Origin of the sequence: Nonomuraea phyllanthi, assembly GCF_006334985.2 — a bacterium.
GTDB lineage: Bacteria > Actinomycetota > Actinomycetes > Streptosporangiales > Streptosporangiaceae > Nonomuraea > Nonomuraea phyllanthi.
Map to the genome: position 1 here is coordinate 149,684 of NZ_VDLX02000008.1, position 19,989 is coordinate 169,672.

Consider the following 19,989-nt stretch of genomic DNA (forward strand, 5'->3'; position numbering starts at 1 on the left):
CTGATCATGTCGAACACCTCGCGGATAGCCCTTGCCGTGCTCGCGGGCTACTACCTCGGCCGGCGCCGCAAGTTGCTCACGGCCGCGGCGCTGGTGCTGGCGGGGCTGGTCGGCCGGGCGCGCATGGGTGGTCAGGGTGGCCTGCTGGCGCAGGGGCTCAAGGCCCTCAGTTCCAACGCCGAGGTCGGGCAGATCGCCGACCGCCTCCGTGGGGATCTCATGGAGGTGGGCAAGGCGGCGGCGGTGGCGGCGGCCGGCAGGCAGATCGACTCCCTGAGCGACAAGCTGCACGAACGCGCCGAGTCCCTGCGCACGCGGGGGACGGAGAAGGAACCCCGTCGCGCCGCGAAGGCGGCCGACGAGGAGGACTACGAGGAGCCCCGGGACTACGAGGACGAGGACTACGAGGAGCCCCGGGACTACGAGGAGTACGAGGACGAGCAGGAGCTCCCGCCCGAGGGGATGAGGCGAGGAGCCCGTCCCACACGGCGGGCCGGCCAGTCACGGAGGTGAGCCGGGTGACCGAGACAAGAGCCGGACGAGCCGGTCAGGCGGTTCGGGGAACCGGCCGAGCGGTGACGGGAACGGCGAGGAGCGCCGCGGGCGCGGCCAGGAGCGCCGGCCAGGGCGCGGCCGGTGCCGCCAGGAGCGCCGGCCAGAGCACGGCTGGTGCCGCGAGAAGCGCCGGTCAGAGCACGGCGGGCGTCGCCAGGGGCGCCGCGGGTACGGCGAGGAAGGCCGGTCAGGGCGCTGCCGGCGCGGCGACGGGCACGGTCAAGAAGGCCGGGAGCGCGCTCCTCGCGAGCCTGCCGACCGACCGGCTCGCCCAGGAGGCGCAGGGCCTGCTGCAGGCGGCCGGGGAGCGGCTGGTCGAGTCGGCGGAGGACAAGATCGAGGGGCTGGCCGGCCGGCTGACCGACTACGCGGAAAACGGCGGAAAGAGCCTCATCAGCGCGGTGACCGGCTCGAACAGTACCGGTGGCCTGCTCGGCGGAGCCCTGAAGGGCGGCCTGCTGGGCGGTGCCCTGAAGGGCGGTCTCACGGGCGGCCTGAAGGGCGGGATCAAAGGCGGCCTCAAGGGCGGGCTGAAGGGCATGTTCCAGAAGCTCACCGGCAAGGGCGGCAAGGGCGGCAAGCAGAAGATCGTCAACATCGTCGAGGCGATCGACATCGGCGCGCCCCGCCGCCTTGTGTACGACCAGTGGACCCAGTTCCAGGAGTTCCCCACCTTCATGAAGAAGGTGGAGACGGTCAACCAGGAATCGGACGAGGAGCTCAGCTGGAAGGCGCAGGTCTTCTGGTCCCACCGGACGTGGAAGTCCCACATCGTCGAGCAGATCCCCGACCAGCGCATCATCTGGCGGTCGGAGGGCGCGAAGGGCTACGTCGACGGTGCCGTGACGTTCCACGCGATCACCGGCGACCTGACCCGTGTCCTGGTGGTGCTCGAGTACCACCCGCAGGGGATGTTCGAGCGGACCGGCAACCTGTGGCGTGCCCAGGGCCGGCGCGCGCGGCTGGAGCTCAAGCACTTCAGGCGGCACGTGATGACGCACCTCCTGCTGAACCCGGACAGCGTCGGCGAGGGCTGGCGCGGCGAGATCCGCGACAGCCAGGTCGTCAAGGATCACGAGACGGCCATGGAGGAGGAGCGCGCCCAGAAGGGCGAGGAGGAGCCCGAACGGGCCGAGGAGGAAGAGCCCGAGGAAGAGGAGCGGGAGGAAGAAGAGCCCGAGGAAGAGGAAGAGGAGGAGCCGGAGGAGGAAGAGGAGCCCGAGGAGGAAGAAGAGGAGGAGGAGCCGGTCCGCGCACGGCGCCCCGCCGGAAGGACCGGGACGCGCGTGGCGGAGCGCCCCGTCCGCCGGCGCGGGTGATCAGCCGCCGACAGAGAGCCGCCGACGAGAGCTGCACACCAGAGGCCCCCTGCCGTCAGGTCACGGCGCGGCGCGTGCCGTGACGGGCCAGGCAGGTGAGCACGTTCAGCACGGCGACGGCCGTCATGCAGCCCAGCGCCCACCGGTATCCCGTGACCAGGTCCGGGATGGCGGTGGGCGCCGCCTGTGACAGGGTCCCGGCGAAGACGACGTCGTGCAGGGCGGCGGGCAGTGGGACGGTGATGACCGACAGCACCATGGCGGTGCCGACCACGCCGCCGGTGTTCTGCAGCATCAGCCGCATGGCGTTGACGATGCCGAGCCGGTTGGAGGGGATGCCGTCGAGCAGCACGGTGGTGTTGGACGGCAGGAACAGCCCGGAGCCGACGCCGATGAGCACGAGGAACGCGGCCATCGCGGCGTAGGGGACGGTCGCGGAGATGGTGCAGAGCAGCCCGGCCAGGCCGGCGGCGGTCAGCGAGGTGCCGATCACGGTCACGGTCCGCGGGCTCAGCCGCCGTTGCAGGAAGCCGGACGTCACCGACGCGGCCATGGCCGCGATCGACAGCGGCAGCACCTTCAGCGCCGCGGGCACCGGATCCTCACCGCGTACGGCCTGGAAGAACAGCGCCACCAGGAACACCACCGAGACGCGGGCCACGGAGTTCAGGAACGACGCGGCGGTGCCGAGCGCGAACGGCGGGTCGCGGAAGAGTCGCAGGTCGACCACCGGATGGCGGGCCCTGCCCTCGCGCCACACGAACAGCGGCAGCGCCAGCAGGAAGGCGGCCACGCCGCCGGCGACCAGTGGGTGGCCCCAGCCGAGCCGGGTGACCTCCGACAGCGCCAGCAGCAGCCCGCCGAGCCCGGCCAGGACGAGCACGTTGCCGGTCAGGTCGAGGCCGCGCTCGCCGCTGGACGATCGCCCCCTGGGCAGCACGAACGCGCCCCACGCCAGGCAGATCAGGCCGATCGGCACGTTGTACCAGAACACCCACCGCCAGCCGAGGTGCTCGGTGAAGAAGCCGCCGACCGTGGGGCCGACGAGCTGGGCGATGGAGAACGACGCGGTGTAGACGCCCATGCCCTCGCCCAGCCGGGCGCGGGGGAAGGCGTCGGTGACGATCGCGGCGCTGTTGGTGAGCAGCATGGCGGTGCCGGCGGCCTGCAGGACCCGGAGCGCGACGATGATCCAGGCGTCCGGTGCGAGGCCGGCCAGCAGGCTGGCGAGGGTGTAGGTGGCCAGGCCGGTGAGGTACATCGCGCGGCGGCCGAACATGTCGGCGAGCCGGCCGAACACGACGGTGAGCACGGTCGTGGTCAGCTGGAAGGCGATGAGGATCCAGCTCGCGGCGTCGGCGCCGGCGTGGGTCTGGCGTACGACCTCGGGGAGCGCGACGTTCAGCGCGCTGCCGCCGAGCGCGGTGAGCACGCTGGCCAGGCTCACGACCGACAGGATGCGCCAGGCGCGGCGCAGCCGCTCCCGCTCCTCGGCCGGCGCGGCGTGCGTGCGCTCGGCCGTAGTCATCGTTCGATCGGCATGATCGCGTACCACCCCTCCGGCTCGGCGTAATTCTAGATCTGAATACTAGAATCTTAATCAGCCGGTCAAGCGCCGTCATGCCCGCCGGCCTTGACAGCGGGGACCCTCGGATCCGAAGCTGATTCCAGAACGAGATTCTAAAACGGGAGGCTGGGGCGGCCATGAGCGGGCAGAACGGGCAGGACAAGGGCGTGCTCGACGGCCAGGTCGCACTCGTGACCGGGGCCAGCAGGGGCATCGGCGCCGCCATCGCGGCACGGTTCGCCGCCGAGGGCGCGCGCGTGGCGGTCAGCGCGCGCACGCTCACCGAGGGCACCAGCCGGCTGCCCGGTACCCTGGAGGACACGGTGGCCGGCATCCGCGCCGCGGGCGGGACCGCGGAGGCCTTCGCCGCCGACCTGTCCGCGCGCGAGGACCGCGTACGGCTGGCAGAGCAGGTACGCGAGCGCTACGGCGCCGTCGACATCCTGGTCAACAACGCCGCCGTCACCTACTTCACCCCCGTCGCCGACTTCACCGAGCGCCGCGCCGCGCTGATGTTCGAGGTGCAGGTGACCGCGCCGACGCACCTGGCTCAGCTGGTCATCCCCGGCATGCGCGAGCGCGGGCGGGGCTGGATCCTCAACATCTCCTCCGTCGCCGCCCGGCACCCGCAGATCCCACCGGGACCGTACGCCGGCCTGGGCGGCACGGTGTACGGCATGTGCAAGGCGGCCCTGGAACGGCTCAGCACCGGCCTGGCCGCCGAGCTGTACGCCGACGGGATCGCGGTCAACTCGCTCGCCCCGACCCAGGTCGTGCCCACCCCCGGCACCCTGTTCCACCACCTGACCACCGAGGACGACCCGAACGCCGAGCCGCCCGAGGTGATGGCCGCCGCCGCGCTGGCCCTGTGCCACGCCCCGGCGAGCGAGCTGACCGGCCGCATCGCCTACTCGCAGGAACTGCTGGCCGAGCTCGGGCTCGCCCCCTGACCCCCGCTCAACCACGCACGAAGGAGTCTTGTGCCCGCCAGAGGAAAGCCGACCCCGGTGCCGACACCGGAGACGCGACCGTACTTCGACGCCGCCGCCCGGGGCGAGCTGAAGATCCAGCGCTGCCTCGACTGCGGCCGGCCGTTCTTCTACCCGCGCCCCTGCTGCCCGTTCTGCGCCTCGGCCGCGCTCGAATGGATCACCGCCAGCGGGCGCGCCACCCTGTACTCGTACACCATCAACCACCGCCCGGCCCCGGGCTTCGAGCAGGACGCGCCGTACGCGATCGCGGTGGTGCAGCTGGAAGAGGGCCCGCGGATGATGGCCAACATCGTCGGCATCGACAACACCCCGGACAACCTGGTGCTCGACATGGACCTCCAGGTCACGTTCGAGCAGCGCGGGGACGTCACCATCCCGCAGTTCACCCCGGCCGGAACGGAGGCGGCCCGATGAGCGGCCCGACGGCGCGCCCGGCGAACGGGGGCGACGTGGTGATCGCCGGCGCGGCGGAGACGGACGCGGTGGGCGTGCTGCCCGAGCACTCCACGCTGCGGCTGCACGTGGAGGGCGCGCGGAACGCCGTGGCCGACGCCGGCCTGCGGATGTCCGACATCGACGGCATCGCCAGCGTCTCGGCGCCCGGTCCGATCCAGGTGGCGCACGCGCTCGGCATCCGGCCCCGGTGGATCGACGGCACGGGCGTGGGCGGTACCTCGTTCCTCCTGCACGTACGGCACGCCGTGGCGGCCATCCGGGCCGGTCACGCGAGCACGATCCTCGTCACCCACGGCGAGTCGGGCAAGTCCCGGGTCGGCGCGGCGTACGGGATGCTGCCGCCCTCCAGCCCCAACGCGCAGTTCGAGGCCCCCTACGGAGTGCTCGGCCCGCCCACCATGTTCACGATCCCGCTGCTGCGGTACATGAAGGAGTTCGGGCTGACGCCCGAGCAGCTGGCGTACGTGCCGGTGGCGCAGCGCAAGTGGGCGGCCCGCAACCCGCGCGCCCGCTACCGCGAGCCCATCACCGTCGAGGACGTGCTGAACTCGCGGATGATCTCCTACCCGCTGCACCTGCTGGAGTGCTGCCTGGTCACCGACGGCGGCGGGGCGCTCGTGATCACCTCGGCCGAGCGCGCCCGCGACCTGCCGCAGCCCCCGGTGCACATCCTGGGCACGGGGGAGACCTTCGAGTCGCCGCTGATCTCCCAGATGGAGGACTTCACCACCTCCGCGGCGTTCCGCCGCTCCAGCGCGGAGGCGTTCGCGGAGGCCGGCATCTCGCACGGCGACGTCGACCACCTGATGATCTACGACGCGTTCGCGCACGTGCCGATCTACGGGCTGGAGGACATGGGCTTCGTCGGGCGCGGCGAGGCCGGGGCGTTCATCGCCGAGGGCAACACCGAGCCCGGCGGGCGGCTGCCGCTCAACACCAACGGCGGCGGGCTGTCCTACACCCACACCGGCATGTACGGCATGTTCCTCATCCAGGAGTCGGTGCGGCAACTGCGCGGCCAGGCCGCCGCGCAGGTGCCGGGCGTCGAGGTCAGCGTGGCGCTGGGCAACGGCGGCATGTTCATGGCCGCCGGCACGCTGGTGCTGAGCAACCGCACCGCCTGACCACCGGGCGGGGCTCAGCCGCCGCTGCTGAGGGTGAAGCCCTGCTCGGTGCCGAACGCGGTGATGCGGTCCTGCCACGCCTTCAGCGCGGCGTTCAGGTCGCCGCCGCCGTCGATGGCCTGGCCCACGGTGTCCTTGAAGACGCTGTTGGCGTACACCTGGAACGGGAGGTACTGCCAGCCGGGCCGGACGGCGGCCGAGGCGTCGCTCAGCACCTGGTTGATCTTCTGCCCGCCGAAGAAGTCCAGCGGCGCGTCGCGGAAGGCCGGGTCGTCGAGCAGCGCCTTCGTGGCGGGGAACAGCCCGGCCTCCTCGTTGAGCGACTTGACGGCCTCGGGGTCGGAGTTGAGCCACTCGGCGAAGGCGACGGCGGCCGGGATGTTCTTGCTCTGGGGGATGACCGCCACCGAGGAGCCGCCGTTCTCGGCGTTCATGGGCTGGGCCGCGTCGTACTGCGGCATCGGCGCGACCGCCCACTTGCCCCTCGTCTTGGGGATGGAGTTGACGATGCCGTTGGGGGCCCAGGCGCCGGTCAGCCAGACCGCGTACTTGCCGGAGCCCATGCCCTTCCACCACTCGTCGGTCCAGCCGGGCTGCGGGTCGACCAGCTTCTCGCCGAGCAGCGTGGACCAGGTGGAGACCCACTGCTTGACGCCGGGGTCGGTGGCGAGGGACACGCTGACGTTGCTCTCGCCCGAGGTCTTGAACGGCGTGCCGCCCGCCTGCCAGATCATGCTGTCGACGCCCCCGGCGTCACCGGGGTCGACGGTCGTGAGGAAGTTGTCCGGGTTGTCGGCCTTGACCTTCTTGGCGGCCTCCACGAACTCCGCCCAGGTCTTCGGCGGCTCGATCTTGAGCTTGTCGAAGATGTCCTTGCGGTAGAACATCGCCATCGGCCCGGTGTCCTGGGGGATGCCGTAGACGCCGCCGTTGATCGCGACCTGCGCCCACGCCGACGCGGCGAACTTGTCCTTGAGCGCGCCGGCGCCGTAGTCGGCCAGGTTGACGACCTGCTTGGAGAGCGCGAACTGCGGGAGCGCGAAGTACTCGACCTGCGCCACGTCGGGGGCGCCCGAGCCGGCCTTGATGGCGGTCTGCAGCTTGGTGTACTGGTCGGCGGACTGCCCCGCGTTAACCACATTCACCTTGATGTTCGGATATTTCGCCTCAAAGCGGGCGACGGTCTTCTCGATCCCCGTGACCCACGTCCAGAACGTCAGCTCGGCCGGCTTCGTCAGCGCGTCCTGCACCGCCGCCGACGCGCTGGGGGCGGCGGCCGCCGGAGCGGCGTCCGAGGCGCCCCCGCCGCTGCCGCCGCCGCACGAGGCCAGCGACAGTGACAGGGCCGCGGCGGCCCCGGTGATCACGACACGCGATGGAAGTGTTCTCATACGGGTTCCTCACTCACGGTCTCACTCATGGGGGGATTACTGCTTGACGCTGCCGGTGGCCAGGCCCGACTGCCAGAAGCGCTGGAGCACCAGGAAGGCGATGATCAGCGGCACGATGGACAGCAGGCTGCCGGTCAGGATGAGCTGGTAGGTCGCGTCACCGGCGCCGGAGGTGCCGCTGTTGGCCTGGGCGTTCCACTGGTTGAGGCCGACGGTGAGCGGGAACCAGTCCGGGGTGTTCAGCACGATCAGCGGCAGGAAATAGTTGTTCCACGTCGCGACCAGCGCGAAGAGCAGGACGGTGACGAAGCCGGGGGCGAGCAGCCGCAGCGCGATGGTGCGGAAGATCCTGAACTCGCCGGCCCCGTCGATCCGGGCCGACTCCAGGATCGAGTCGGGCACCGCGTCGGCCGCGTACACCCGCATCAGGTAGAGGCCGAACGGGCTGCACAGCGACGGGATGAGCACCGCCCACGGGGTGTCGACGATCCCGACCCGGCTGAACAGCAGGTACGTCGGCACCGCCAGGGCCGTGCCGGGGATGGAGATCGCGCCCAGCACCATCGCGAACAGCAGTCGCCGGCCCGGGAAGTCGTACTTCGCCAGGGCGTAACCGCCGATGGTGGCCAGCAGGGCGGCGCCGCCCGCGCCCACCACGGAGTACAGCACGGTGTTGCCGAACCAGCGCAGGAAGATGCCGTCCTGGTAGCTGAGCGTGTCGCCGATGTTGGCGAACAGGTGGAAGTCCCCGCCGAACCAGAGCCCGAAGGTGGAGAACAGGTCGCCGCCGCTCTTGCTGGCGTTGGCCAGCAGCCAGAACAGCGGCAGCACCGCGTACACGAACATCACCAGCATGATCACGGTGAGGGCGGGGCTCCTGCGGCGGCGCCGCGCCTTGGCGGATCGGTGCGCGCCCGGCCGGCCCGCGGCGACGGCGGTCACAGCGTCTTCTCCCTTCTCGCGGTGAGGAGTTGCACCGCGTACGCGACGACCACGGTGACCAGGCCGAGCACGACGGCGACGGCGGCCGAGTAGTTGATCTGCTGGCCGTTGAAGGCGAGGTTGTAGGCGTACATGTTGGGGGTGTAGCTGGTGGTGATCACGGCGGGCGCGAGCGTCTGGAGGATGTTCGGCTCGTTGAAGAGCTGGAAGCTGCCGATGATCGAGAAGACGGTGGCCACGAGCAGCGCGGGGCGCAGCGCCGGCAGCTTGATGCTCCAGGCGATCCTGATCGCCCCCGCGCCGTCCATCTCGGCGGCCTCGTAGAGCTCCTCGGGGACGGCCCGCAGCGCGGCGTACAGGATGATCATGTTGTAGCCGACGAACTCCCAGGTCACCATGTTGCCGATGGAGGCCAGCATCCAGGAGCGCGACAGCAGGTCGGGCAGCGCGACGCCGAGCGCGTCGCCGATCTGGCCCACCAGGCCGAACTCGTCGCCGTACATGTAGCCCCACATCAGGGCCGCCACCACGGCCGGCACCGCGTACGGCATGAAGATCGTGATGCGGAACAGCGACGGCCAGCGCAGCCGGCCGCTGTCGATGGCCAGGGCGCAGCCCAGGGCGATGAGCAGCATGATCGGCACCTGGACGACCAGGAAGAGCGCCACCCGCAGCAGCCCGGCCCCGAACAGCGCGTCGCCGATGGCGCGGGCGTAGTTGGCCAGGCCCGAGAAGACCGTGCCGCCGATCATGCGGTCCTGGAAGAAGCTCAGGTAGATGGCGTACGCCAGCGGCGCGACCACCGTGACCAGGAAGGCCACGAGGAAGGGCAGGAAGAAGGCGTAGCCGGCGACGCGCAGGCGCAGGAACGGCCGGGCGAGGCCGGATCTCGGGGCGGGCACGGCGGGAGCGGTCATCCCGGGCTCCTGCGCGATGTTCGCGCTGCCACGAAGACTGGCACTGAGCTCTCCTTGTCGGGGCGTGCGGGCGTCGGAGGGATGGGTCCACCTGCGCCGCCGGGTCCTGCTCGCCGGGGCGGTGGCGACGATCACATGTTTACGTGAACATACAGAAGGTGTCCCGTAGTCTGAACTCCTCGCCAGATCATGTCAACAGGTAACCGACGGTCACCGATCGAGGCCGTTCGGGTGCATTTGAGTGGTCGCGCGGCCGTGCATTGACGTGGAGCCGTGTTTACGTAAACATCAGCCGAGAGCATCGAGCGGACCAGGGGTGAGAGTGGGCGAGGCGACACAGGACACGGCGCCGAGGCGGCGCACGCGCAGGCCGTCGATGGCCGATGTCGCCGCGCTGGCCGGGGTCTCCAGCCAGACCGTCTCGCGGGTGGCCAACAACCGCAGCAACGTGGAGGAGGAGACGCGCCGGCGCGTGCTGTCGGCCATGCGCATGCTCGGCTACCGCCCCAACACCGCCGCCCGCGCCCTGGTCACCGGCCACTTCCGCGCGCTCGGCCTGATCAGCTTCGGGCTGTCCAGCTTCGGCAACGCCCGCACCGTCGACGCCGTGACCAGGGCGGCCCAGCGGGCCGGCTACACCGTGAACATGATCGCCATCGAGTCGCAGACCGAGCGGGCCGTGCACGAGGCGTTCGACCGGCTCACCATGCAGGCAGTCGACGGGATCGTGCTGGTCGAGGCGCAGATCCTCGACACGCCCGCGCTGCGCCTGCCGGCCGGCGTGCCGGTCGTCATGGCCGACGGCGACGCCAGCCACCGCCACCCCATGGTCGACACCGACCAGGCACGCGGCGCCCGGCTCGTCACCCGCCACCTGCTCGACCTCGGCCACGAGACGGTCTGGCACGTCGCCGGCCCGGAGGACTCCTACGCCGCCCGGCGCAGGACCGAGTCCTGGCACGCGACGCTCAAGGAGGCGGGGGCCTCGGTGCCCGGGGTGCTGTTCGGCGACTGGAGCGCGGCCAGCGGATACGAGGCGGGCCGCGCCCTGGCCCGGCGGCCCGGCGTGACGGCCGTCTTCGCCGCCAACGACCAGATGGCGCTCGGCGTGATGCGCGCGATGGCCGAGGCCGGGTGCCGCATCCCCCAGGACGTGAGCGTGGCCGGGTTCGACGACCTCGACGAGTCGGCCTACCTCACGCCGCCGCTCACCACCGTGCGGCAGAACTTCGACGTGGTCGCCGAGCGCATCGTGTCGCTCATGATCGACCAGATCGAGAGCCGCGGGGAGCGGTCCGCCGCCGCGTACGTCGTGCCCGAGCTGATCGTCCGCCAGAGCACCGCCGCGCCGCCGCCCCGCTGACGTCCTGGGCGGGCCTCAGGCCCTGCGGCGGGCGAGGGTGAGGTCGGTGACGAGGGTCAGGTCCACGCCGTCGCCGACCAGTGCCGCGACGTCCCGCACCAGCGCGTCGCGGGTGCCGGGATCGAGGATCCGGTACGCCGAGATCGAGCGGACGAGGTCCAGGTAGCGGGCGGGTTCGTACCGGTCGGTGCGCGTGTAGGCGCGCTGGTCGAGGTCGGTGAAGCGGGGATCGTCCGCCAGCTCGTGCCGGGCCGCCCGCGTCCGCACCGAGGTGTCGCTGTGCAGGCTCGACGTGGTCACGCCGTAACGCGCGTCCACCGCGGCCAGGGCGTCCCGCAGCCCGGGGTCGGTGATGCCGTACCGGTTCCAGAAGACGGCCACCGCGCCCGACGGCGCCAGCGCCGCGTGGGCGAGGTCCCAGCGCGTCTCGCCGTCGACCCAGTGCCAGGCCTGCGCGGAGTAGAGCAGGGAGAACGGCCGGTCCGGTACGTACTCCTCGAAGATGCCGATCTCGACCCGGACGCCCGGGCACTTGGCCCTCAGCGCGGCGGCCATCCTGGGGTCGGGCTCGACGCAGGTCAGGTCGGCCGTGCGGAGGGCGAACGCGGCGGTGGCCTTGCCCGTGCCCGCGCCCACCTCCAGCACCGGACCGGGCGGCGCGTAGTCGAGCACCTCGGCGACGAGCCGGGCGGGATAGCCGGGTCTGGCCGACTCGTACTGCTCGACTGCCTCGCCGAACACCACACTGCGTTCGCGGTCCACCGTCATGCGTTCCCCTTCGTGCTCGATCGAGAGCCGATTCAATCACGTCCGGAAACGCGCGCCGGGACCCCTCCCGGCTCGCGCCCGATAGAACGGAGCCGTCGGATTCGTCCCACTGTGAAGCGCCGCGAAACCCAAGAAGGGGAGACCATGCACCGGAAGGCCCTCACCGCCCTGACCCTGGGGTGCGCCCTCGTCGCGGGCCCCGTCGTCCTCGCCGCCACCCCCGCCTCCGCCGCGGCCAGGCCCAGCTACCGGGCGTGCTACGACGGGAAGTGCAAGTTCACCTTCAGCAAGCGGGTGAGCTTCCGGGTGGCCGGCAAGTACCGCCTCGGCAGGGTGTACGTCTCCAAGCAGTACGTCGCCGGGATGTTCAACCAGGACATGATCCTCGTACGGTCGGGCGGCAGCAGCGTCTACATCGGAGAGGGCGGCAGCGGGTCCATCGGCCGGCTCAACTTCCGCACGGTGGCGATCACCAGCAAGGGGGCGACGATCCGCTTCACCGGTTGACGCGGGCTCGCGTGCACGGATAGCGCGGTCTGGTAAGCCGCATGTACGGATTTCCGCATTAAAGCTATACAAAGCGGACGAAAAGCCATAGTCTCGACATGCCCCAGTCCGGGGAAGTGGCTGGGGCGCCAAAGGCGCAGGGACGCCCCGGCCGTGCGGCAGCGGCCGGGGCGTGCCCTCTTCCGCCTCAAGCGTTATTCATACGCTTTCTTGACCTTCTGATCAGGTCGATCACCCCTTACGCGTGGAAAATGTGCCATGCGGTCTTGATGGAGGGGTGACCGTCATGGTGCTGGCGAAGCGGCCGGCCGCCACGGCAGGGACGCTGCGCTCCTGGTTGCTGGAGGGCCTGCAGACCGACCGCAGGCAGCTGGAGCACGGACCCCACGTGAAGCACCCGTGGTGGCGGGTGATGTGCCTGACCGGCGTGGACTACTTCTCCACCCTCGGCTACCAGCCGGGCATCGCCGCGCTGGCGGCCGGGCTGCTCTCACCGGTGGCCACCGTGTTCCTGGTCGCCCTCACGCTGCTCGGCGCGATGCCCGTCTACCGCCGGGTCGCCGCCGAGTCCCCGTACGGGCAGGGCTCGGTCGCCATGCTGGAGAGGCTCGCGCCGAAGTGGTGGGGCAAGCTGTTCGTGCTGGTCCTGCTCGGCTTCGCGGCGACCGACTTCGTGATCACGATGACGCTGTCGGCCGCCGACGCCACCGCGCACATCCTGGAGAACCCGTTCGTCCCCCGCTTCCTGGACGGGCAGCGGGTCGGCGTGACGCTGGCGCTGCTCGCCCTGCTCGGCGGGGTGTTCCTGATGGGCTTCACCGAGGCGATCGGCATCGCCGTGCTGCTCGTGTTCGTCTACCTGGCGCTGAACGCGGTCGTCGTCGCGACCGCCCTCGTCCACGTCGCCGAGGCCCCGCAGGCCGTCGTGAACTGGCGGCGCGCGCTGAGCCTGGACTACTCCAGCCCGCTCGCCATGATCGGCCTGTCACTGGTCGTCATGCCGAAGCTGGCGCTGGGCCTGTCGGGATTCGAGACCGGCGTCGCCGTCATGCCGGTGATCAGAGGCGAGATCAGCGAACGGATCAGGGGCGCCAGGCGGATGCTCACCACCGCCGCGCTCATCATGAGCGTGTTCCTGATCCTGTCCAGCTTCGTCACGACCGTGCTGATCCCGCCCCACGAGTTCCAGGACGGCGGCAGGGCGAGCGGGCGGGCGCTGGCGTACCTGGCGCACGGCTACCTGGGGAACGGGTTCGGCACCGCGTACGACGTGTCCACCATCGCCATCCTGTGGTTCGCCGGCGCCTCCGCGATGGCCGGGCTGATCAATCTGGTGCCCCGCTACCTGCCCAGATACGGCATGGCGCCGGAGTGGACGGGCGCGGTGCGCCCGCTGGTGCTGGTGTTCTCGGCGATCGCGTTCGGGATCACGGTCATCTTCCGCGCCGACGTGAACGCCCAGGGCGGCGCGTACGCCACCGGCGTCCTCGTGCTCATGCTCTCGGCCGCCGTCGCCGTCACGCTCTCGGCGCACCGGGCCCGCCGGCGCGGGGCGCGCGCGGCCTTCGGCGTCATCGCGCTTCTGCTCGCCTACACCCTGGCGGAGAACATCAGGGAACGGCCCGAAGGCGTCAAGATCGCCTCGTTCTTCATCGCGGCCATCATCGCCACCTCGCTGATCTCCCGTGCCACCCGCTCGACCGAGCTGCGCGTCACCGAGGTGCACCTCGACCCGCTGGCCGAGCGGTTCGTGTACGAGGCGGCCTGCGGCGAGCTGCACCTGATCGCCCACGAGCCGGACAAGCGGGACCAGGCCGAGTACAACGACAAGTCACGCGAGATGTGGCTGACGCACCGGCTGCGGCCCGCCGAGCCGGTCATGTTCGTGGAGGTGACGGTGCCGGACGCCTCGGAGTTCGCGTCGGAGCTGCACGTCGAGGGCGAGGAGCGGTACGGCCACCGGATCCTGAAGATCGAGAGCTCGGCCGTGGCGAACTCGCTGGCCGCGCTGCTGCTGCACCTGCGGGACCGGACCAAAAGCGTGCCGCACATCTACTTCCACTGGGGCGAGGGCAACCCGGTCGTGGCGATGCTGCGGTACGTGCTCTTCGGCGGGGGCGACGTACCGGCCATGACCAGGGAGGTGCTGCGCCAGGCGGAACAGGACCGGGAGCGCCGCCCGCACGTCCACGTCGGCTGACCGTCCCCGCACCGGCGCTGCGGGCGCGCGTCCAGCTCGGCCGGCCGCGTCGGCGGGCACGCTCAGGGGCACCAGCCCCGGCCGCGCAGGAAGGCGGCGCAGCGCCGGGTCCAGTCGGCCGCGACCGGCTCCTCCCCGGCCAGCCCCAGCCCGTGCCTGCCGCTGGGATACACGTGCACCTCCAGCGGCACCCCGTGGCGGGCCAGCGCCCCCGCCAGCTGGAGGGTGTTCTCGACGGGCACGGCCGCGTCGTCGGCCGTGTGCCACAGGAACGTGGGCGGAGCGGCCGCGCCGACCCGACCGGCCAGCGACAGCTCGGAGCGCAGCGACTCGGGCGCCTCCCCGCCGAGCAGGTTGTCCGCCGACCCCCCGTGAGCGGCCGGGCCGGTGAGCGCGGTGACGGGATAGCACAGCACGGCCAGGCCGGGCCGGGGATCGGCGGCGTCCACTTCGTCGTGCGGGCCCTCCGGCAGCATCGGTCCCGTCTCGGTGGCGAGCAGCCCGGCCAGGTGACCGCCCGCCGAGAAGCCGAGCACCCCGACGCGCGCCGGGTCCACCCCGATCCCCGCCGCGTGGTGCCTGACCCAGCGCACGGCCCTGGCGGCGTCGAGCAGGGGCAGCGGGTGGCGGTGCGGCGCGATCCGGTAGCGCGCCACGAACGCCGCGACGCCCAGCGAGTTGAGCCACCGCGCCACCGGAGCCCCTTCGTGGTCGGCGAGGTGGTGGTAGGCGCCGCCGGGAAAGATCACGACAGCCGCGGCGGTGCGGTCGCCGTCCACCGGGAACGCCGTGACGGTCGCCTCACCGGCGCCGGTCCGCGTCGCGGGCCACAGGGGGTGCTCGCTCATGCCGACGGATGGTATCGGCCCGGTACCCCCTGCCCGGCGCCCGGGGAGGCGGCCTCTAGGGTCGATCCCATGACAGAACGGACCATGGACCCCGGGACTCCCGACTGTCGCGGCGCCGGGCGCTACCTGTGGTGGCTGGTCACGAGCCAGCGCCGCAGGATCGCCGCCGGCGCCGCCCTGGGCAGCGCGTGGATGGTCTTCCTGACGCTCCCGCCGTACGTGCTGTCCCGCGCCATCGACGACGGGTTGACGGCGGGCGACCGGCCCGCGCTGGCCGGCTGGATCGCCGCCGTGCTGGGCGTCGGCGTGCTGAACGCCTGGCTGGCCATCATGCGCCACCGGACGATGACCAGGGTCAGGATGGACGCCGCCTTCCGGACCGTACACGTCGTGGCACGGCACGCCACCCGGCTCGGCGCGTCGCTCTCGCGCCGGGTGACGGCGGGGGAGGTGGTGACGATCGGGTTCGGCGACGCCGCCGTGATCTCCGAGACGCTGACCATCACCGGCCCCGGCGTCGGCGCGGTGCTCGCGTACGCCGTGGTGGCCGTGCTGCTGCTGACCGTCTCCCCGCTGCTGGCCGCGGTGGTGCTGCTCGGCGTGCCGCTGCTCGTGGTGCTGCTCGGCCCCCTGATGGGACGGCTGCGCGGCGCCGAGACGGCGTACCGGGCGCGGCAGGGGGAGCTGGCCGCCCGGTTCGGGGACATCGCCGCCGGACTGCGGGTCCTGAACGGCATCGGCGGCAAGGAGGTGTACGCCGAGCGCTACCGGTCCGGCTCCCGCCGCCTCCAGGAGGAGGGCTACCGGGTGGGGGCCGTGACCAGCTGGATCCAGGCCCTGGGCGTCGGGCTGCCCACGCTGTTCCTCGGCGCCGTGACCTGGCCGGCGGCCCGGATGGCCGCGCAGGGCGAGATCACCGTGGGGGAGCTGGTCGCAGTCTACGGGTACGCCGCCGTGCTGGTGGTGCCGGTCTCGTCCTTCGTCGAGGGCGCGTATGGTCTCAGCCGCGGCCTCGTGGCGGCCCGCCGCGTCGTGCGCTTCCTCAACGTGGAGCCCGAGGCCACGGACGCCCGCCAGTCTCCGCCCGCGTCTCCTTCGGCGCTGCGCGATCCGGACTCGGGTGTCGAGGTCGTCCCCGGCGCGCTGGTCGCGCTGGTCAGCGCCCGCCCGGGGGAGTCGGCGGCGGTGCTCGACCGGCTCGGCGGCTTCGCCCCGTCCGACGCGACGTGGGGCGCGGTCCGCCTCGACGCCGTCGACCGGGCCGCGCTGCGCGAACGGGTCCTCGTGGCGGACAACGACGCCGACCTGTTCGCCGGCACGCTGCGCGAGGTCGTCGCGGGCAGCCGGGACCCGGACGGGCGGGCCGTCGAGCGGGCGGTGCACGCGGCCATGGCGGAGGACGTCGTACGCGGGCTGCCCGGCGGGCTGGACGCCGTCCTCGACCACCAGGGCCGCAACCTGTCCGGCGGGCAGCGCCAGCGCGTGCGCCTGGCCCGCGCCCTGCTGGCCGACCCCGAGGTCCTGCTGGCGGCCGAACCCACGTCCGCCCTCGACGCCCACACCGAGGCCGTCGTCGCCTCCCGCCTGCGCGCCGCGCGCCAGGGCCGTGCCACGGCGGTCACCACCACCTCGCCGCTCCTGCTGGAGCAGGCCGACACGGTGTACTTCCTGGTGGACGGGTCGGTGGCGGCGGCCGGCGGCCATCGCGACCTCCTGCGCGACCACCCCGGCTACCGCCTGCTGGTCTCACGCGACACGACCGACGAGACCGGCCCTCCCGGGGCGGCCGGCCCGCCTGACGGAACCGGTCCGCTCGAAGGAGGCGGCCCGCCTGACGGAACCGGGCCGCTCGGAGGGGGTGGCGCGTCCGATGGAACCGGGCCGCTCGGAGGGGGTGGCTCGCCTGACGGAACCGGTCCGCTCGGGCGGCCCGAGGAGGCGGTTCGATGACGGACGCCCCCACGGGCCGCGGGGCGCTGCCCGTCGCCGAGCCCTCCGCGACCCGCCGCGCCGCCCTGCGGCTGATCCGCCTGGACGCCCGCACCTTCGCCGCCGTCATCGCCCTCAACGCGCTGGCCGCCGGCGCCGGGCTGGTGAGCCCGTGGCTGCTCGGCCGCATCATCGACGAGGTCAAGTCCGGCGCCGGCGTCGAAGCGGTGGACCGGCTGGCCGTGGCCATCCTCGGCTTCGCCCTGGCCCAGCTGCTGCTGTCGCGCTACGCCGGCCACCTCGCCCACCGGTTCGGCGAGCGTACGCTGGCCCGCGTCCGCGAGCAGTTCGCCGAGCGCGCCCTCGACCTGCCCGCCTCGGTGGTCGAGCGGGCCGGCACGGGCGACCTGACCACCCGCGGCACCACCGACGTGGCCGCGGTCGGCGCCACGCTGCGCGACGCCGGCCCGGAGGTGCTCATCGCCTCCGTCCAGGCCGCGTTCATCCTGGGCGCGGTCTTCACGCTGAACCCGCTGCTGGGCGCGTGCGGCGTGCTCGGCCTGCTGGGCATCTGGTTCGCGGCCCGCTGGTACCTGCGCCGCGCGGCCACGGCGTACCTGGCGGAAGGCGCCGCCAACTCGGCGCTCGCCGAGCAGCTGGCCGCCACCACCATCGGCGCCCGCACGGTCGAGGCGCTCGGGCTGGAGCGCCGCCGCCTCGACGCCTGCCTGCGGGCTGTCGAGGAGTGCCGCGCGACCCGCCTGCGCACCCTGTTCCTGCGCAGCGTGCTCTTCCCGATCGTGGACGTCTCCTACGTCATCCCGGTGGCCGGCGTCCTGCTGGTCGGCGGCTTCCTGGCGGGCGACTCGATGACGCTGGGCACGGTCGTCGCCGCGGCGCTCTACCTGCGGCAGCTGTCGCAACCCCTCGACACCGTGCTCTTCCACCTGGAACGCCTGCAGAGCAGCGGCGCGTCGTTCGCCCGGGTCGAGGGCATCGCACCGGCCGCGCGGCCGGGCCAGGCCGCCGGGAGCGCCGCCGTGCCGGACGGCGACCGGCTGGAGGTCACCGGCGTGCGCTACGCCTACGACGGCGGCCCCGACGTGCTGCGCGGGGTGGACCTGACCGTCCGGCCCGGCGAGCGCCTGGCGATCGTCGGCCCGTCCGGGGCGGGCAAGACCACGCTGGGCCGGCTCCTGGCGGGGGTGGACCGGCCGCGTACCGGCGGCGTCACCGTGGGCGGGGTGCCGGTCGCCGACCTCGACCCCGTACGGCTGCGCGAGCGCGTCATCCTCGTCACCCAGGAGCATCACGTCTTCCTCGGCACCGTACGCGACAACCTGCTCATCGCCGCCCCTGCCGCCACGGAGGCCGAGCTGCGCGCGGCGCTCGCCGCCGTCGGCGCCGACTGGATCGGCGACCTCCCGGACGGCCTGGACACCGAGCTGGGACCCGGCGGCCACCGGCTGGACGGCGCGCAGACCCAGCAGGTGGCGCTGGCCCGGGTGGTGCTCGCCGACCCGCACACGCTGATCCTCGACGAGGCCACCGCGCTGCTCGACCCGCGGACCGCCCGCCACACCGAGCGCGCCCTGGCCGCCGTGCTGGCCGGGCGTACCGTCATCGCCATCGCCCACCGCCTGCAGACCGCGCACGACGCCGACCGGGTGGCGGTCATGCAGGAGGGCCAGGTCACCGAGCTGGGCACGCACCACGACCTCGCCGCCGCGGGCGGCACGTACGCCGCGCTCTGGAGGTCGTGGCACGGCGACTGACCGGCGCGGCGGGTCAGCGGGTCAGGTGCCGCCCGCCCGCCACGTCGATCATCTGCCCGTTGGCGTGCGTGTTCGCCGCCGAGCCCAGGTAGGCGGCGGCGGAGGCCACGTCCTCTGGCATGCAGATGCGGCCGGTCGGCGTCTTCGCCGCCTCGGCGTCGACGACCTCCTGCCCGAAGCCGGGGTGGGTCAGCGCGCGCTCCGTCAGCGTGAAGCCGGGCCGTACGACGTTGGTGAGGACGCCGTGCCGCCCCTCCCGCACGGCGAGCACGCGCGCCGCCGCCTCCAGCGCGCCCTTGGCGGCCGGGTACGCCGCGCCCGCCGGAACCGGGTGATCCACCACGTCGGTGGAGATCAGCACCAGCCGCCCCCACCGGGCCTCGCGCATGCCGGGAAGCACGGCATCGACCAGCGAGAGCGTGCCCGCCACGTTCGTGGTGAGGCTGTCGGTCAGGGTGTCCCACGTCTCCTCCCCCATCGTGGGCCAGGAGACCGCGTTCGCGACCAGCACCGCCACGGGCCCGAGCTCGCGCTCCACCTGGCGGACCACCGCCGCGGCCGATCCGGGGTCGCGCTGGTCGGTCCCCACCGCGATCGCCTTGCCGCCGTCCTGGACGATCGCGTCGGTGAGGGCGCGGGCCTGCTCCTCGTTGCGGTGCCACCCCGCGGCGACGAGGGCGCCTTCCGCCGCGTACGCCCTGGCGATCGCCCGGCCGATGTCGCCGGAGGCTCCCGTGATCAGGGCGACCCGTCCGTCGAGTCCGAGATCCATCATCATCTCCAATAGTTAGCCGACTAGTTATTAGCCGACTATACATCGGTAGGATGAGAACGTGGAAGCAAGCGAGGCGATGCGCGTCAACCGGGCGCTCAACAAGATGAGCAAGCTCTACCGCGTCGCCAAGGCGCGCAAGCTCGCGGCGCTGGGGCTGCACCCGGGGCAGGACGTGCTGCTGTGGCTGCTGGCGCAGGAGCCCGGCGGCATGACGGTCAAGGAGCTGGCGGGGCGGCTCGGCATCGAGCCGCCGACCGCGACCCGGAGCCTGGCCCGGCTGGAGAGCGGCGGATGGTTCCGGCGCGAGGCCGTGGCGGGTGACCGCCGCCAGGTGCGCATCCTGGTCACGCAGGCGGGCCACGCCCTGGTGCCCGCCATCGAACGCGCCTGGGCGGAGCTCGCCGAGGAGGCCATGGGGGAGACGAGCGAGGAGTGGCGGGAGATCGCGCTCACCACGCTCGAGCGCGCCAACGACCGGCTGCGCGGCATCGTGGGCGACGACGTCCTGGCCGAGGAGTGAAGGCTCCGGCGCCGTACGCCGCGAAGGTTCGCAGTCCATAG

Annotated in this window: 18 protein-coding genes; 11 read left to right on the plus strand and 7 right to left on the minus strand. The window is 72.5% G+C overall.

Annotated elements, in window-relative coordinates:
* Nucleotides 1–6: 6 nt before the first annotated feature.
* Complete coding sequence (locus FH608_RS22350; protein WP_139632529.1) at nt 7–513, plus strand: hypothetical protein; 507 nt, start codon at nt 7–9, stop codon at nt 511–513.
* Nucleotides 514–575: 62 nt separating this feature from the next.
* The gene (locus FH608_RS22355; protein ID WP_139632530.1) at nt 576–1,874 is read left to right on the plus strand and encodes an SRPBCC family protein; all 1,299 of its coding nucleotides are present in this window, start codon (nt 576–578) and stop codon (nt 1,872–1,874) included.
* Nucleotides 1,875–1,929: 55 nt separating this feature from the next.
* Here FH608_RS22355 and FH608_RS22360 read toward each other — a convergent pair whose 3' ends face one another.
* Nucleotides 1,930–3,402, minus strand: a complete 1,473-nt coding sequence (locus tag FH608_RS22360; protein ID WP_139632531.1) for an MFS transporter — start codon at nt 3,400–3,402, stop codon at nt 1,930–1,932.
* A gap of 176 nt (nt 3,403–3,578) precedes the next feature.
* On the opposite strand from FH608_RS22360, the gene FH608_RS22365 reads away from it, so the two are divergent.
* From FH608_RS22365 to FH608_RS22375, 3 genes are read left to right on the plus strand one after another with little or no spacing between them, the layout of a single operon-like run.
* A complete protein-coding gene (locus tag FH608_RS22365) occupies nt 3,579–4,391 on the plus strand; it encodes an SDR family NAD(P)-dependent oxidoreductase (RefSeq protein ID WP_139632532.1) in 813 nt (270 codons plus the stop codon).
* Between the two features lie 30 nt (nt 4,392–4,421).
* The gene (locus tag FH608_RS22370) at nt 4,422–4,847 is read left to right on the plus strand and encodes a Zn-ribbon domain-containing OB-fold protein (protein ID WP_139632533.1); all 426 of its coding nucleotides are present in this window, start codon (nt 4,422–4,424) and stop codon (nt 4,845–4,847) included.
* Complete coding sequence (locus FH608_RS22375; protein WP_139632534.1) at nt 4,844–6,013, plus strand: thiolase C-terminal domain-containing protein; 1,170 nt, start codon at nt 4,844–4,846, stop codon at nt 6,011–6,013. Before FH608_RS22370 ends, FH608_RS22375 begins: the two co-directional genes overlap by 4 nt.
* Before the next feature lie 14 nt (nt 6,014–6,027).
* Here FH608_RS22375 and FH608_RS22380 read toward each other — a convergent pair whose 3' ends face one another.
* From FH608_RS22380 to FH608_RS22390, 3 genes are read right to left on the minus strand one after another with little or no spacing between them, the layout of a single operon-like run.
* On the minus strand, nt 6,028–7,404 hold the full coding sequence (locus FH608_RS22380) for an ABC transporter substrate-binding protein (protein WP_139632535.1): 1,377 nt from the start codon (nt 7,402–7,404) through the stop codon (nt 6,028–6,030).
* Between the two features lie 36 nt (nt 7,405–7,440).
* Nucleotides 7,441–8,346, minus strand: a complete 906-nt coding sequence (locus tag FH608_RS22385) for a carbohydrate ABC transporter permease (protein WP_226899777.1) — start codon at nt 8,344–8,346, stop codon at nt 7,441–7,443.
* Nucleotides 8,343–9,263 (minus strand): carbohydrate ABC transporter permease, encoded by a 921-nt coding sequence (locus tag FH608_RS22390; protein WP_139632536.1) that lies wholly within the window; start codon nt 9,261–9,263, stop codon nt 8,343–8,345. The genes FH608_RS22385 and FH608_RS22390 overlap by 4 nt, the downstream gene beginning before the upstream one ends.
* A 322-nt stretch (nt 9,264–9,585) precedes the next feature.
* On the opposite strand from FH608_RS22390, the gene FH608_RS22395 reads away from it, so the two are divergent.
* Complete coding sequence (locus tag FH608_RS22395; RefSeq protein WP_226899778.1) at nt 9,586–10,626, plus strand: LacI family DNA-binding transcriptional regulator; 1,041 nt, start codon at nt 9,586–9,588, stop codon at nt 10,624–10,626.
* Between the two features lie 15 nt (nt 10,627–10,641).
* On the opposite strand, the gene FH608_RS22400 is transcribed toward FH608_RS22395, so the two are convergent.
* The gene (locus FH608_RS22400) at nt 10,642–11,394 is read right to left on the minus strand and encodes a class I SAM-dependent methyltransferase (protein WP_139632537.1); all 753 of its coding nucleotides are present in this window, start codon (nt 11,392–11,394) and stop codon (nt 10,642–10,644) included.
* Between the two features lie 144 nt (nt 11,395–11,538).
* Between FH608_RS22400 and FH608_RS22405 the strand changes: the two genes are divergently transcribed.
* Nucleotides 11,539–11,901: a hypothetical protein gene (locus FH608_RS22405; protein ID WP_139632538.1), complete on the plus strand. Its 363-nt coding sequence runs from the start codon at nt 11,539–11,541 to the stop codon at nt 11,899–11,901.
* 286 nt (nt 11,902–12,187) lie between these two features.
* The gene (locus FH608_RS22410; RefSeq protein WP_139632539.1) at nt 12,188–14,101 is read left to right on the plus strand and encodes an APC family permease; all 1,914 of its coding nucleotides are present in this window, start codon (nt 12,188–12,190) and stop codon (nt 14,099–14,101) included.
* A 62-nt stretch (nt 14,102–14,163) separates the two neighbouring features.
* Here the strand turns inward: FH608_RS22410 and FH608_RS22415 are convergent, their stop codons facing one another.
* Nucleotides 14,164–14,949: an alpha/beta hydrolase gene (locus tag FH608_RS22415; protein ID WP_139632540.1), complete on the minus strand. Its 786-nt coding sequence runs from the start codon at nt 14,947–14,949 to the stop codon at nt 14,164–14,166.
* A 69-nt stretch (nt 14,950–15,018) separates the two neighbouring features.
* Between FH608_RS22415 and FH608_RS22420 the strand changes: the two genes are divergently transcribed.
* Nucleotides 15,019–16,899 carry an ABC transporter transmembrane domain-containing protein gene (locus tag FH608_RS22420; RefSeq protein ID WP_139632541.1) on the plus strand — a complete coding sequence of 627 codons (1,881 nt, stop codon included), beginning with the start codon at nt 15,019–15,021 and terminating at the stop codon, nt 16,897–16,899.
* Nucleotides 16,896–18,653 carry an ABC transporter ATP-binding protein gene (locus FH608_RS22425; protein ID WP_139632542.1) on the plus strand — a complete coding sequence of 586 codons (1,758 nt, stop codon included), beginning with the start codon at nt 16,896–16,898 and terminating at the stop codon, nt 18,651–18,653. Before FH608_RS22420 ends, FH608_RS22425 begins: the two co-directional genes overlap by 4 nt.
* A gap of 13 nt (nt 18,654–18,666) precedes the next feature.
* Here FH608_RS22425 and FH608_RS22430 read toward each other — a convergent pair whose 3' ends face one another.
* Nucleotides 18,667–19,425 (minus strand): SDR family NAD(P)-dependent oxidoreductase, encoded by a 759-nt coding sequence (locus FH608_RS22430; protein ID WP_139632543.1) that lies wholly within the window; start codon nt 19,423–19,425, stop codon nt 18,667–18,669.
* 61 nt (nt 19,426–19,486) lie between these two features.
* On the opposite strand from FH608_RS22430, the gene FH608_RS22435 reads away from it, so the two are divergent.
* Nucleotides 19,487–19,948, plus strand: coding sequence for a MarR family winged helix-turn-helix transcriptional regulator (locus FH608_RS22435; protein ID WP_139632544.1), 462 nt, complete (start codon nt 19,487–19,489; stop codon nt 19,946–19,948).
* The last annotated feature ends 41 nt before the right edge of the window (nt 19,949–19,989 follow it).

Excerpts from the sequence above, each read along its gene's own strand:
- FH608_RS22350 (WP_139632529.1), top strand. The coding sequence starts at position 7 with ATGTCGAACACCTCGCGGATAGCCCTTGCCGTGCTCGCGGGCTACTAC.
- FH608_RS22360 (WP_139632531.1), bottom strand. The coding sequence starts at position 3,402 with ATGACTACGGCCGAGCGCACGCACGCCGCGCCGGCCGAGGAGCGGGAG.
- FH608_RS22365 (WP_139632532.1), top strand. The coding sequence starts at position 3,579 with ATGAGCGGGCAGAACGGGCAGGACAAGGGCGTGCTCGACGGCCAGGTC.
- FH608_RS22375 (WP_139632534.1), top strand. The coding sequence starts at position 4,844 with ATGAGCGGCCCGACGGCGCGCCCGGCGAACGGGGGCGACGTGGTGATC.
- FH608_RS22380 (WP_139632535.1), bottom strand. The coding sequence starts at position 7,404 with ATGAGAACACTTCCATCGCGTGTCGTGATCACCGGGGCCGCCGCGGCC.
- FH608_RS22390 (WP_139632536.1), bottom strand. The coding sequence starts at position 9,263 with ATGACCGCTCCCGCCGTGCCCGCCCCGAGATCCGGCCTCGCCCGGCCG.
- FH608_RS22400 (WP_139632537.1), bottom strand. The coding sequence starts at position 11,394 with ATGACGGTGGACCGCGAACGCAGTGTGGTGTTCGGCGAGGCAGTCGAG.
- FH608_RS22405 (WP_139632538.1), top strand. The coding sequence starts at position 11,539 with ATGCACCGGAAGGCCCTCACCGCCCTGACCCTGGGGTGCGCCCTCGTC.
- FH608_RS22410 (WP_139632539.1), top strand. The coding sequence starts at position 12,188 with ATGGTGCTGGCGAAGCGGCCGGCCGCCACGGCAGGGACGCTGCGCTCC.
- FH608_RS22415 (WP_139632540.1), bottom strand. The coding sequence starts at position 14,949 with ATGAGCGAGCACCCCCTGTGGCCCGCGACGCGGACCGGCGCCGGTGAG.
- FH608_RS22420 (WP_139632541.1), top strand. The coding sequence starts at position 15,019 with ATGACAGAACGGACCATGGACCCCGGGACTCCCGACTGTCGCGGCGCC.
- FH608_RS22425 (WP_139632542.1), top strand. The coding sequence starts at position 16,896 with ATGACGGACGCCCCCACGGGCCGCGGGGCGCTGCCCGTCGCCGAGCCC.
- FH608_RS22430 (WP_139632543.1), bottom strand. The coding sequence starts at position 19,425 with ATGGATCTCGGACTCGACGGACGGGTCGCCCTGATCACGGGAGCCTCC.